This window comes from Domibacillus aminovorans (genome assembly GCF_001643235.1).
Lineage (GTDB): Bacteria > Bacillota > Bacilli > Bacillales > Domibacillaceae > Domibacillus > Domibacillus aminovorans.
The window spans coordinates 25,030-37,919 of record NZ_LQWY01000012.1; the positions used below are offsets into that span (position 1 = coordinate 25,030).

Annotated in this window: 12 protein-coding genes; all 12 read right to left on the bottom strand. The window is 42.6% G+C overall.

Annotation, left to right across the window (positions count from 1 at the left end):
• Positions 1-32: 32 nt before the first annotated feature.
• Positions 33-1,592 (bottom strand): ribonuclease Y, encoded by a 1,560-nt coding sequence (gene rny / locus AWH49_RS05265; protein ID WP_018392414.1) that lies wholly within the window; start codon positions 1,590-1,592, stop codon positions 33-35.
• Between the two features lie 248 nt (positions 1,593-1,840).
• Positions 1,841-2,908 carry a recombinase RecA gene (gene recA, locus AWH49_RS05270; protein WP_063964895.1) on the bottom strand — a complete coding sequence of 356 codons (1,068 nt, stop codon included), beginning with the start codon at positions 2,906-2,908 and terminating at the stop codon, positions 1,841-1,843.
• 303 nt (positions 2,909-3,211) lie between these two features.
• A complete protein-coding gene (locus AWH49_RS05275) occupies positions 3,212-4,504 on the bottom strand; it encodes an O-acetylhomoserine aminocarboxypropyltransferase/cysteine synthase family protein (RefSeq protein ID WP_063964896.1) in 1,293 nt (430 codons plus the stop codon).
• 69 nt (positions 4,505-4,573) lie between these two features.
• The gene (locus AWH49_RS05280; RefSeq protein WP_034285465.1) at positions 4,574-5,818 is read right to left on the bottom strand and encodes a competence/damage-inducible protein A; all 1,245 of its coding nucleotides are present in this window, start codon (positions 5,816-5,818) and stop codon (positions 4,574-4,576) included.
• 60 nt (positions 5,819-5,878) lie between these two features.
• Entirely contained in the window at positions 5,879-6,457 is a 579-nt protein-coding gene (gene pgsA / locus AWH49_RS05285; RefSeq protein WP_063964897.1) for a CDP-diacylglycerol--glycerol-3-phosphate 3-phosphatidyltransferase, read from the bottom strand.
• A gap of 25 nt (positions 6,458-6,482) precedes the next feature.
• Positions 6,483-7,343 (bottom strand): helix-turn-helix domain-containing protein, encoded by an 861-nt coding sequence (locus AWH49_RS05290; protein ID WP_063964898.1) that lies wholly within the window; start codon positions 7,341-7,343, stop codon positions 6,483-6,485.
• Between the two features lie 18 nt (positions 7,344-7,361).
• A complete protein-coding gene (locus AWH49_RS05295) occupies positions 7,362-8,153 on the bottom strand; it encodes a YmfK family protein (RefSeq protein ID WP_034285470.1) in 792 nt (263 codons plus the stop codon).
• A 136-nt stretch (positions 8,154-8,289) separates the two neighbouring features.
• Positions 8,290-8,535 (bottom strand): DUF3243 domain-containing protein, encoded by a 246-nt coding sequence (locus tag AWH49_RS05300; RefSeq protein ID WP_063964899.1) that lies wholly within the window; start codon positions 8,533-8,535, stop codon positions 8,290-8,292.
• Between the two features lie 59 nt (positions 8,536-8,594).
• Positions 8,595-9,317, bottom strand: a complete 723-nt coding sequence (gene ymfI / locus AWH49_RS05305; RefSeq protein ID WP_063964900.1) for an elongation factor P 5-aminopentanone reductase — start codon at positions 9,315-9,317, stop codon at positions 8,595-8,597.
• Positions 9,317-10,612 carry an EF-P 5-aminopentanol modification-associated protein YfmH gene (gene yfmH / locus AWH49_RS05310; protein WP_063964901.1) on the bottom strand — a complete coding sequence of 432 codons (1,296 nt, stop codon included), beginning with the start codon at positions 10,610-10,612 and terminating at the stop codon, positions 9,317-9,319. Before yfmH ends, ymfI begins: the two co-directional genes overlap by 1 nt.
• The gene (gene yfmF, locus AWH49_RS05315) at positions 10,612-11,889 is read right to left on the bottom strand and encodes an EF-P 5-aminopentanol modification-associated protein YfmF (RefSeq protein ID WP_063964902.1); all 1,278 of its coding nucleotides are present in this window, start codon (positions 11,887-11,889) and stop codon (positions 10,612-10,614) included. Before yfmF ends, yfmH begins: the two co-directional genes overlap by 1 nt.
• Before the next feature lie 270 nt (positions 11,890-12,159).
• Positions 12,160-12,885, bottom strand: a complete 726-nt coding sequence (locus AWH49_RS05320; protein WP_018392403.1) for a GntR family transcriptional regulator — start codon at positions 12,883-12,885, stop codon at positions 12,160-12,162.
• Between the last annotated feature and the right edge of the window lie 5 nt (positions 12,886-12,890).

Below are 12,890 nucleotides of genomic sequence, written 5' to 3' on the forward strand. Positions count from 1 at the left end.
AAAGCGATGTGACTAGCGCACACCGCTTTCGCTTATTTTGCGTATTCTACAGCCCTTGTTTCACGGATGACCGTTACTTTAATATGACCAGGATAGTCAAGTTCGCCTTCGATGCGTTTTCGAATATCACGCGCAAGTCGATGCGCTTGTAAGTCATCAATTTGTTCCGGTTTCACCATGATCCGTACTTCGCGGCCAGCTTGAATGGCAAAAGATTTTTCAACACCATCATAAGATTCGGAAATTTCTTCTAATTTCTCCAAACGACGAATATAGTTTTCAAGTGTTTCACTTCGTGCTCCAGGACGGGCAGCTGACAATGCATCTGCTGCAGCCACAAGAACAGCAATGACGGATGTCGGTTCTGTATCACCATGGTGAGAAGCAATACTGTTGATGACGACTGGATGCTCTTTGTATTTTTGACCGAGCTCGACACCGATTTCAACATGGCTTCCTTCCACTTCGTGATCAACTGCTTTTCCGATATCATGAAGTAACCCTGCACGGCGGGCCAGCGTTTCATCTTCACCTAACTCAGCTGCAAGAAGACCAGATAAATACGCGACTTCGACGGAATGTTTCAGCACGTTTTGACCGTAGCTTGTCCGGTATTTTAAACGGCCAAGAATTTTGATCAAATCCGGATGAAGTCCATGAACACCGACTTCAAATGTCGTTTGTTCACCGATTTCGCGAATGTGCTCATCCACTTCACGTCTTGCTTTATCGACCATTTCTTCAATACGTGCTGGATGAATACGTCCGTCCTGCACTAACTTTTCAAGTGCAATGCGGGCCGTTTCACGGCGGATTGGATCAAAGCCAGACAGAATGACTGCTTCTGGTGTATCATCGATAATTAAATCAATGCCTGTCAGCGTTTCAAGTGTACGGATGTTGCGTCCCTCACGTCCGATAATGCGGCCTTTCATTTCATCATTCGGCAATGTCACAACCGATACAGTCGTTTCAGCGACGTGATCAGCCGCACAACGCTGAATGGCAAGTGATAAGACTTCACGTGCTTTCTTGTCTGATTCTTCTTTCGCACGATGCTCATTTTCTTTTACCATGATAGCAATATCGTGAGACAATTCTTGTTCCGTTCTTTCTAAAATGATGGAGCGCGCTTCATCTCGGGTCAGAGCAGAAATTCGCTCAAGTTCAGACTGCTGCTTTTTCACCATCTCATCCACTTTGCTGTCCATCTCTTCAATATGTTGTTGTCTTGTGTTTAACGCTACCTCTTTAAGTTCAAGCGTTTCTTCCCGCTTATTTAGGGAATCATCCTTTCGATCAAGGTTTTCTTCTTTTTGAAGGAGGCGGTTTTCCTGTTTTTGCAATTCATTTCTTCTCTCACGGATTTCAAGTTCTGTTTCTGTACGCAGTTTATGAATTTCATCTTTTGCCTCGAGTAATGCTTCTTTTTTCGAAGCTTCCGCTTCACGTTTCGCGTCATCCACAATTTGATCCGCGGCGGTTTTCGCGCCTGCGATTTTTGATTCAGCAATTGATTTTCGTACAAAATAGCCAACAACGACACCAATGATAAGGCCAAGCAAAATGGAGATGATTGTAATGGGTTCCATCATTTCACCTCCCCTTGCTATAGATGATTGTCATGTTTTTAACATGTCGGCTGCTGTCACAAATTTAAATGGAACAAACAGCGCTACATTTACATTTCCATTTTCAAGATAAAAAATGTCAAATATATATCTTCAATTTTATCGGTGTGAAAATTCATTGTCAAGGTTTTCTCAAGGAATGACACCGATTATATAGGCAATGACACGGTTTTAAACAAAAAACAGGAGGAAGCCCTCCTGTTTAAAATTTATTCTTCTTCAAAAAGCGACGGATCTTGAAGCGGCATATCTTGATCATTTTCATCCTCTACCGGCTGCGCAGAGATTTGATCTAGTCCATAACGCTCACGGATTTTCATCATAATTTCATGGCGTAGTTCCGGGTTTTCTTTTAAGAATTGTTTCGCGTTTTCACGGCCCTGCCCAAGACGCTCTTCATTGTACGAGTACCAGGCACCGCTTTTCTGAATAATGTCTTCATCGGAACCAAGATCAATAATTTCACCTTCACGCGAAATGCCTTCTCCATACATAATATCCACTTCCGCTACACGAAACGGAGGTGCCACCTTATTCTTAACAATTTTAATTTTTGTTTTATTTCCTACGATATCATTGCCCTGTTTCAATGCTTCAGCACGTCTTACTTCGAGACGTACAGAGCTATAAAATTTGAGCGCACGGCCGCCAGGTGTTACTTCTGGATTTCCGAACATGATCCCGACCTTTTCACGTATCTGGTTAATAAATATCGCAATCGTATTTGATTTATTGATAGCACCTGACAGCTTACGGAGTGCCTGCGACATGAGACGGGCTTGTAAACCTACGTGGGAGTCACCCATTTCGCCTTCAATTTCCGCTTTCGGCACAAGTGCCGCAACAGAGTCAATAACAATAATATCAACGGCACCACTTCGTACGAGTGCTTCCGCAATTTCAAGCGCCTGCTCACCAGTATCCGGTTGTGATAAAAGTAATTCGTCAATATTAACGCCGAGCTTTTGCGCATAGACAGGATCGAGCGCATGCTCTGCGTCAATAAAAGCAGCCTGTCCGCCTTTTGCCTGTACTTCTGCAATCGCGTGAAGGGCAACCGTTGTTTTACCTGAGCTTTCCGGTCCATAAATTTCCACGACACGTCCACGAGGATATCCGCCTACTCCGAGTGCCGCATCAAGTGCTAGAGAACCACTTGGAATTGTTGATATGCGGCGCTCTGCCTGCTCTCCAAGTTTCATTATAGAACCTTTACCGAATTGTTTTTCAATTTGTTTTAGCGCCATGTCTAAGGCAGCTTGACGGTCGTTCGTCATAAAATTCCTCCTCATAAATCTCTTAATCTATAGTGGGAACAGCTGTTTTTTGGGGTTGTGTGATAACCTGTCATAACTATACCGTATTTAAAAGTGAATTACAAGCAAAAAACGAACATTTATTCGATTGTTTCCACCTGCTTTCAATTGGGAATGATACGTCGGGATGAGTAGAGATTCTAAGAAGAAGCAGAAGAGTAATAGAAGAGTTTTCTTGCAGCACACCCAGACAGTGCACTTTTTATAGTATAGCATAACATCCATAAAAAAAGCGCGCCTAGACGTGACGGCGCGCCGATCAAATTATAAGTTGATTCCCGTTCCTTTTTCAATTGCTTGTTTTAAGTCTGCAATTAAGTCTTTAGGTGATTCAAGACCGATAGATAGACGAATCAATTCTTCTGTTACACCTGAATTTTTCATATCTTCCGCACTAAGCTGCTGGTGCGTAGTCGATGCCGGATGAATGATCAATGACTTGCCATCCCCTACATTCGCCACATGCGACCATAATTCAACCGAATCAATCGCTTTTTTACCGGCATCGCGGCCGCCTTTAATTCCGAATATGACAATCGAACCAAACGTGCCATTTAAATACTTTTGTGCCAGTTCATGAGATGGATGATCGCTTAATGATGGATGAGAAACCCATTCAACACCAGGATGACTTTTTAAGAATGCAATGATTTCCTGTGTATTTTCATGATGACGCTGAATACGGAGATGCAATGTTTCCAGCCCTTGTAAAAGCAAAAAGGCACTGTTTGCACTAAGTGCTGGACCGAAGTCACGCAGCAGCTGAACACGCAGCTTCACTGCGAACGCTGGACCTTCAATATCCGCATACTTTAACCCATTATACGACTCGTCAGGTGTTGTAAATCCTGGGAACTTATCCGTATTCCAATTGAACGTCCCGCTGTCGATCACAATACCGCCAATGACCGTTCCATGGCCGCTAATCCATTTCGTTGCCGAGTGAACGACAATGTCTGCGCCCCATTTAATCGGCTGAGAACCATATGGAGAAGCAAATGTATTGTCCACAATTAACGGAATGCCATTTTCATGAGCGATTTCTGCTGTTTTTTCGACATCCAGTACATTCAACGATGGATTACCAATAATTTCAGCGAAAACAGCTTTTGTTTTCGTTGTAATCACTTTACGGATATTTTCCGGATCAGTTAAATCAACAAACTTGACCTGAATTCCATACTTCGGTAACGTATTGGCAAATAAATTGTATGTACCACCGTATAGATTTACATCCGCCACAATTTCATCTCCTGCATGGGCTACGTTCATAATCGCAAATGAAATAGCTGCCATGCCGGATGATAGTGCCACAGCTGCTGCACCGCCCTCCAGAAGTGCAACCCGCTTTTCAAATACATCAACCGTCGGGTTCGTAATGCGTGTATAAATATTGCCGGCCTGTTCAAGCGCAAATAATGCACGCGCATGATCTGTATCTTGAAAAACATAGGATGTCGTTTCATATATCGGTACAGCCCGAGCTCCTGTTACTGGATCTGGATATTGCCCACCATGCAACAAATTCGTTTCGGGCTGCCACTGTTCTCTCGTCATCTATCGTTCCCCCTCGTTGTTCATTCTCTACTAGTATACCGATTCTTCGCGTTCATCGTCAATTTATTATCAGAACATTTCAGCAAATGCCTGAAGTAAATAATGACAGCCGTATTTCACTGTCCGTTTTCGAACGCCCTCACGGCTTCCCACCATTTTTAATGGATGAACAATTGTTTCCAGCCCTTCTGCTGCAATCGCCAGAAAAACAGTTCCCGGTTCATGTCCTTCGAGTGGATCAGGTCCTGCAACACCGGTAAAACTGATGCCAATGTCCGATTCGCATAAGTTTCGTACATTTTCAGCAAGTTCTTTTGCGCATTCACTGCTGACCGCACCATACCTTGATAACGTGTCGCTTTTCACGCCAAGAACTTGTTTTTTCACTTCATTTGTATAACAAACAATGCCGCCTTTAATATGAGTGCTCATACCTGGAATGGCTGTCAATTCCCCAAGGAACAATCCACCTGTTAAACTTTCAGCCGCCGCAATGGTCAACTTTTTTTCTTTCAATTGATCTGCAAGTTCTGCTGCAATGGTCGTTTCATCGTAGCCATAAAAATAGTGTCCAACCCGTTCTAAAATTTCATCTTCTGCCTGTTGTATCATACGGAACGCTTCGTCCGATGATTCATGTTTGGCAGTGATGCGAAGCGTGACTTCACCATCCCCTGCAAGCGGTGCGATCGTCGGGTTTGTCTGCTTCATTAAAATATCATCAATGTCCGTTTCAAGTGTCGATTCACCGATGCCGAAAAAGCGTAGTACACGCGATTCAATTCGCTCTACTTTTTCTATGACATTTACAATTTCAGGCCGTCCATAATTTAAAAACATCGGTTGCATTTCGCGCGGTGGTCCTGGAAGCAACACATAATACTTTCCATCCGCCTTTGTAAACATACCTGGTGCCATGCCATTGTCATTTTTCAGCACCGTACTGCCTTTAATGACTAGCGCCTGCTTTTTATTATTTTCTGTCATTACACGGCCTGTTTTGTCAAAATAGGCTTGAATGCCAACGAGCGCCTCTTCGTTATATTCGAGTGTTGTACCAAGCATCCGGGCGATCGTCTCTTTCGTTAAATCATCTTTTGTTGGGCCGAGACCACCGGAGAAAACAATTAAGTCCGCACGGGATTGTGCTAGTTTTACCGCTTCTTTAAGCCGCTCTTCATTATCACCAACAACCGTGTGATAGTATATATTCACACCTATTTCAGCGAGGTGCTGTGAAAGAAAGCGGGCATTCGTATTTGTAATTTGTCCTAACAATAATTCAGATCCAACCGCAATAACTTCCGCATTCATATGTATTCGCTCCTAAGTTTGAAAAAGGTACCTGTGGAGTTTCCCAAAGGCACCTATCTATTATTTCGAGTTTTTAAAAACAGCTTTATTTAATTTAAAATAATCCCAGCCAGACCACATCGTAAAGAAAAGAGCGATCCAAAGCATAATGTCTCCAAATGGAATACCTATGCTCTCAAATGGTGCATTATGAAGCAATAAAACGGCAATCGCCACAATTTGCGTCCACGTTTTAATTTTACCGAGGGTGTTCGCTGCGACAACTTCACCCGTTCCCGCTAAAATGAGCCTTAGACCGGTCACTGCAAACTCACGGCTAATGATCGCAATAACGATCCATGATGGAGCAAAATTCAATTCTACTAAAATAATAAGTGCTGCTGAAACGAGCAGTTTATCAGCGAGCGGGTCCAAAAACTTCCCAAAGTTTGTGACGAGATTATATTTCCTTGCAATATAGCCGTCAATCCAATCTGTCGTTGATGCGACAATAAATAAAAGCGCTCCAACTAAATGTTCAATCGGCATGTCCGTTCCAAATACACTAACTGTTCCCCATCCGAAGTCAACGACCATAATGAGGATGAAAAATGGAATCATGAGTATACGTGAAATGGTAATCTTATTCGGTAAATTCAAAAAAGTTCCCTCCAAGAAACGACCGTTATTGTGCTTTTAAGCGAATGACGATATCTTGCCGCACTTGATCTGCTGCTGGCAACTTATACACAAGTGCTTTGCCATTCACAGTAATAACGGTATCAGGTGCAAATCCAACAACGATATGTGCTTCTGTCTGTCCCGTTAAGTTATGGGCTTGCGTCTGTCCGTTTGCAAGCATGCCGCTGTAATATTTTTTACCGCTGCCATCTGCCAGCTCAACCCATGTTTCGCCCTTTGATGAAACGGCCACCTCAAACGACTCGGCTCCAGCCAATTCATATGCTGTTTTTCTTCCGCTCGTTGATACAGCAGTCAGTGTTTGAACGGGTGCTGCCGGTTTTTCTAATACGGGTTTTTCTACAGGCGGCTCCTTAACAACAGGCTCCTCTGTTCCTACTGCCGAATCTTCCTGAACTTGTACTTCTTCATCAACAGCTGGTTCACTTTCTGAACCGCCTTTCGGAATAATCATCCAGACGAGGAAGACACCGCCAATAATAAATGCCGTCACTAAAATTTTCGGTAAATACTCTAGCAGCTTTGATGAACCACGAACTCGTTTCGATGTATCGATACTTGTTGTTTGTCCGGTAGCGGTCGGACGAAGCGGCACTTCGTCTTCTTTAGAAGACGGTATTTCACCTTTAAATTCTTCAAACAGTTCATCTGCGTTTAAGCCTATCGCTTCTGCATACTGCTTAATAAACGCACGCACGTAAAATTTGCCTGGCATGATATCATAATTTCCTTCTTCAATACCAGCTAGATAACGCTTTTGGATCTTTGTCAATTCTTGAACATCTAGCAGCGACATTCCTTTTGACTCCCGCTCTTCCTTTAATTTTTTCCCTAATTCTGTCACCCGTAACACCTTCCAATATTAAAAGTTAAAACCACCAAAGTTCGAATCCTGGAACAGGTTGTTTTTTTCTACTGCTTCATACGTAATTTCTTCATCCGGTTCATTCCGAAGCTCAATAATATAGTCAAAATCATCGAGTGAATAATCACTGTTCGCGGCGAATACATCCGGATGCTCAACCACTTTTACTGCCGGAAGCTGCATGACTTCCCGGATGAGCTGCCAATGTTTTTCACCGGCCCGTTTTGCGGAAATAACGCCATCTAGAATAAAAATATTATTTGGACTGTATTCATCACGCAAAAGTTGTTCGCGTACCGTTTGCTTAATCATCGTAGAAGACATGAATAGCCATTTTTTATTTGCACAAACACTCGCTGCCACAATTGATTCCGTTTTTCCGACGCGCGGCATTCCACGAATTCCGATTAGCCGGTGCCCTTCCATTTTATACAATTCTGCCATAAAGTCGACAAGAAGTCCAAGCTCACTGCGAATAAACCGAAACGTTTTACGGTCGTCTTCATCACGCTCAATATATCTTCCGTGACGCACAGCCATTCGATCGCGCAATTTCGGCTCACGCAGCTTGATAATGTCAATTGTATCCATTGTCATTAAAATCGACTCAAGCCGCTTAATCTGGTCTTCACTTTCCGCCCGCATTAATAGCCCGCGGCTTTTGTCATCGACGCCATTGATGGTCACAATATTAATTGACAGCATACCGAGCAAAGAAGAAATATCACCAAGCAGACCCGGACGGTTCTTTTTTATTCTATATTCAAGGTACCACTCTTTTTTCACCATCGAACTCCTCCAGTGGGCATGCTCCTGATGTTTTGCATCTGATTACTATAATAAATGATATTATGTATTTTTAAAAGCAGAAGTGAAAAGAAAACCCTTCTTGAACAGGAACGCTCAAGAAGGGTTTATAAAAGGGTTATTTTTGAACGAGCTTCATCATGCATCTTGCCAATGTTTTTTGCTCATTTTCATCGGCAACCGACCATAAGTCAGACAGCACACGTTCCTGTTCATTTTTTGGATCCACATTCGAATGCAGATAATCACCAACTTCAAGTGCAAGCTTGTTAATTACTTCTTCTGGAATACCCTTAACCACCGCATTATCCATTTTATTGCCTAAAAATCGCTTCCAGTCCTGCCAATTATCAAGTACAGACATATTAAGAAAGCCTCCTTTAAAAGTGGAATCATTCGTAGTATGTTCTGACCGTTTTAAAATTATGCGTACCAGCCGCCGTTCACTGATAACGTGTGACCGGTAATATAACTAGCAGCAGGTGACAGCAAGAAAGCAGCTACTCCAGCAATTTCATCCGGCTGGGCAAAACGGCCGAGCGGAATACCCGAAGCAATTTCTTCCTGTTCATCCATCGAAAATCCATTGTTCATTGCCGTCTGTACAGCACCGGGCGCAATCGTGTTCACACGTACACCGGACGGACCCAGTTCTTTTGCCAATGCTTTTGCAAAAGCAATTTGAGCTCCTTTTACAGCAGAATAAACCACTTCACAAGAGGCGCCTGTTTCGCCCCAAATAGACGAAATGAGCGTAATAGACGCGTTGTCCTGATGAATTAAAGTTGGAATCAGTGCACGCGAGATCATCAGCGGTGCTTTCAGATGAACACGCCAAAGTTCGTCCATTTCCGCGTCTGTTACATCTTGAAGCATGCCATATTGATTCATCCCAGCCGCGAATAAAACAGCTGTCGTGTCAGAGGTTGCCTTAACAAGTGATTCAACCTCTTCACGCTTCGTTAAATCAGCCTGAATGACGACTGCTTCGCATCCTTTTTCACGAATCCGGACGGCGAGATGATCAACTGACTTTTTATTTTGGCTGTAATGAATATATACATCCCATCCATCTTCCGCCAGTTTAAGCGCAATAGCCGAACCGATGCCCCCCGATGCACCGGTGATCAATGCTTTTTTTCGCATTAGGCTGTTTCTTTTGGCAGAATAAAGCAAGATGAAAAGCCTTCTTCTTGAATCATCTTTTCTGCCAGGCCAATAACGTCTTCTATTGTCATCGCTTCAAGCACAGGTACTGTTTCAAACAAATTTAACCCGTTAAATTGATACCGTGTAAATTGATTGGCAATATATTCTGGTGAATTAAAGGCCCGCAGCTGCGCCCCAATTTTTTTCTTGCGTGCTCTATTGAATGATTCGTCCGTAATATTTTGCCCATCTTTCGCTTCAAGCAATTGTGTTTTAATACGTTCTGCCAATTTTTCCGGCTCATCTGTATCACCGCCGACAAGTGCAAAGCTGAATCCACGCTCGCCTGTATAATCAAATCCGAACGTATCATCAATGAGCCCTTCATTATACGATTTTTCGTAAAACGCAGCACTTTTGCCAAACAAAATTTCAAGCAGCAGCCCTGCCGCCAACTCTACTTTTAACTTCTCCGTTCCTGTTTTAAGGGAAGCTGGCATTTTTAACCCAACTTCACATTTTGGCGTGTTTACGCTCATATGGATAGCGCGATGCTTTTCAGCAGATTCCGCCGGCTCATTCGGAAAACGACGCTCGACTGACTTCGGTTCAGCAAATGTTTTACCCGACTGATTTTGGCGTACAAGACTCATCATTTCATTCGGATCAACGGGTCCAACGATAAAAAGAGACATATTTGCCGGATGATAAAATGTTTCGTAACATGTATACAAATAATCTTTCGTAATGTCTGCAATCGATTCAACCGTACCGGCAATATCAATTTTTACCGGATGATGTTTGTATAAATTTTCAATCAAACCGAAATAGACACGCCAATCGGGATTGTCGTCATACATACGAATTTCCTGTCCAATGATCCCTTTTTCTTTTTCCACTGTCTGCTCTGTAAAATAAGGTGCTTGCACAAAATCAAGCAACGTTTCGGTATTTTCTTTTATGTTTGACGTTGCAGAAAATAAGTAAGCTGTCCGTGTAAAAGACGTGAATGCGTTGGCCGATGCTCCCTGGCTGCTAAACTTCTGGAACACATCACCATCTTCTTTTTCAAACATTTTATGCTCAAGAAAATGAGCAATTCCGTCTGGTACGTGCAAAAAGTCCGTTTCTCCTTCTGGAATAAAATCGTTATCAATTGATCCGTAATTCGTCGTAAACGTCACATACGTTTTATTAAAGCCTACTTTTGGCAAAATATACACGTTCAAGCCATTTTCCAGCTGCTCATGATAAACCGTTTCATTCATTTGGTCAAAGATTGTTTTCTTCATCATGCTTCCTCCTTACCTGACAAAAAGTACACCGTATCGACAACAACTGTTTTTGCCACCGCAGATACTTCTTCTTTCGTGACCGTGTCAATCTCCTCAATCCATTTATCAATCGGACGATCAACGCCAGCTGCGATATTGTTATACAGCACTTCCACCATGCCACGTGCTGTATCCGCTGATTCCTGCAGCTGGTTTTTCAACAGCGCTTTCGTCTGATCCATTTCTAGATCTGAAATGTGCCCATTTTTGACTTCATCTAACTGCTCGTTCATAATTTGCACCGTTTTATCATAATTTTTTTGATCAATACCAGCGAGCATCATTAAAAAACCCTTATGACTGTCAAAACGGCTTGCTGCATAATACGCCAGACTTTCTTTTTCGCGCACGTTCATAAACAATTTTGAATGCGCAAACCCGCCAAATACACCATTAAACACTTGCATCGCCGCAAATTGCGGATCGGCATACGTAATGCTCGTCTGGCAGCCGATATTTAATTTACCTTGGTTAATATCCTGCATTTCACGAATAACACGTATCTCTTCTGTTTTGTGAGAAAGGTAATTTTCTTTTAAGATCGCTTTTCGTTTTTTAAATGGCAAATGCGATTCAATCTTCGCAGCCGCATCAGCAGCCTTCACATTACCGATCACAAAAATATCGATCATATCTTCCGCCAATGTTTTCTTGTAATAATCATGGAGAGACGCAGCTGTAATCGGCTCCACTTCTTTTAAAAGGCCGCCTGCCGGTAACGCATACGAATCTCCTTTGTACATCTCTTCCACAAGTTTCATTGACGCATAGCGCGTTTTATCATCATAAATGGAGCGTATGCGCTGCTGTAAGCTTCTTTTTTCTTGTTTCATGGTCTGCTCAGAAAAGGCACCTTCTTGTAAGTATGGACGAAATAACACATCAGACATAATCGTAAGCGCTTGATCAAACAAATTGCTTTCCCCATGCAAAAACTTTTCATTTGCCACATCAATCGTAAATGTCAGGACATGTTCATTTCCTCTTTTTGCGGAATCAGCAAAAAAATGAGCGCCATACAATTCATCGAGTGCCGAACGGAAAGCCGTCGCTGATGGTGCATTTTCCGTTCCCGACTGCAAGACGTGCGGCAAGAGTGCGCGCATCGTAATCGTATCTTGCTCAAGCGGTGCTCTCATTTTAACGATAACTGTATTCGTTTTATATTTTTCCGTTTCAATCACATGGACATGACATCCAGATTGATTAAACGATTGCTCACGTGTTTCTTCCATTTATATTTCCTCCCCTAATCGGAACTTCTATATAGCTTTTACTAGTATATCTTCACTATACAGGAGCATTCATGAAATGAAAAAGATTTTGACGCGACTAACGTACGAATAAAGGCATTTTATCCGTACGAAGAGCATTTAACACAAAAAAAACACGTCCACAACAACGGGACGCGCTTTCCTTTTCTATTTCCTTTACGATACCAGCGTCCAGAATACGTGAAGTGGGAATGGTAAAGCTTTATGCATATCCTAAGAAAATCATCGTCCTTACATCCGTCTGCGCAAAACATGGAAGCTAAACTTGTCCGCACGAAAAAAGTTGATCGAGTATAAAACAGGCAGCTCACTTTCCGTATAATGCAGTTGCTTCAGTGCAAGCATCGCCGTTTCAGGTTCACATTGTAAAATGGGTGATATTTTTTCATGCCAGCCGAACGGCTCAATATTCGTAACTGCATGAGAAATTGGACCCGTTTCCTGTTCATCAAATAATGTAAAAAGAGACTCACGCCCCGCGTCAAAATGCCCCGGAAAAAGAGCGATAGGTATTTTGTCAATGCAATAAACAACCGGTTCACTGTTGGCTGTTCTTACTCGTTCAATCACCATTAATTCCCCATCTACCGGACATAAAAAGCGGCGTGCATCCTCTTCAGTTGCCTGCTGTACATTGGATGAAAGAAAAATAGTGCCTGGTTCCATCCCGGCGTTTACAATCATATCTGTCACGCTGTTTAACTGTTCAATGCCGGACATAAAAAGCGGTTTTGAATGAATAAATGTGCCCACACCGTGGCGCCTAATAATTACACTTTCTTCTTCGAGTATACGAAGTGCTTCACGAAGCGTCGCCCGGCTTACACCGAGCTGTTTAGCTAATTCAAATTCAGAAGGAAGCTTTTCTTTTTCTTTATAAATGCCTTTTTCAATATCCTTTTTTAATCGGTCAATTACTTGTAAATATAAAGGCCGGTTGTCCTGTTTAATGGACACGGATT